Raw genomic sequence first — 500 nt, 5'->3', positions numbered from 1 at the left:
GCAGGGCGCCAACCTCTGTCAACTCGATACCCCGGTAAATCCGGTCGAACAGGCGCGTACCGAGCTGCTCTTCCAGACGTTTCATTTGCTGGCTGATCGCAGGCTGCGTGGTGCCAAGCTCCACCGCAGCGGCGGTAAAACTGCGATGGCGGGCCGCCGCTTCAAAAGCGCGCAGCAGATCGAGGGAGAGGTCACCGAGGGCGTCATACATAAGCTGTACTTATCCTAGTCATTGTCCGGCGCGGGCTTTACCGGAACAGGCATGGAATCCATGCTCGATCGCAGCACTCTCGCATAAATAGTCAACATGGAATGCCGCGATCACATGAAGCGCAAGAACATTCTTTTCATCATGGCCGATCAAATGGCCGCGCCAATGTTGCCGTTCTACGGCCCATCGCCGATCAAACTGCCGAATCTGTCCCGCCTCGCCGCCCAAGGCGTGGTGTTCGATGCTGCCTATTGCAACAGCCCGCTGTGCGCGCCGTCGAGCTTCACCC

Annotated in this window: 2 protein-coding genes; one reads left to right on the top strand and one right to left on the bottom strand. The window is 58.8% G+C overall.

The features are described 5' to 3' along the window. On the bottom strand, positions 1–211 hold a 211-nt coding region (locus tag J5M56_RS24525; protein WP_207938000.1), incomplete at its 3' end, for a LysR family transcriptional regulator. A gap of 114 nt (positions 212–325) precedes the next feature. Between J5M56_RS24525 and J5M56_RS24520 the strand changes: the two genes are divergently transcribed. After that, a partial coding sequence (locus tag J5M56_RS24520; RefSeq protein WP_207938001.1) for a sulfatase-like hydrolase/transferase occupies positions 326–500 on the top strand: 175 nt, incomplete at its 3' end.

Origin of the sequence: Pseudomonas sp. 51_B, from assembly GCF_017491595.1 — a bacterium.
GTDB classification, from domain to species: domain Bacteria; phylum Pseudomonadota; class Gammaproteobacteria; order Pseudomonadales; family Pseudomonadaceae; genus Aquipseudomonas; species Aquipseudomonas promysalinigenes.
Note: the sequence above shows the minus strand (reverse complement) of the source record. Positions and strands in the feature narration are given on the sequence as shown.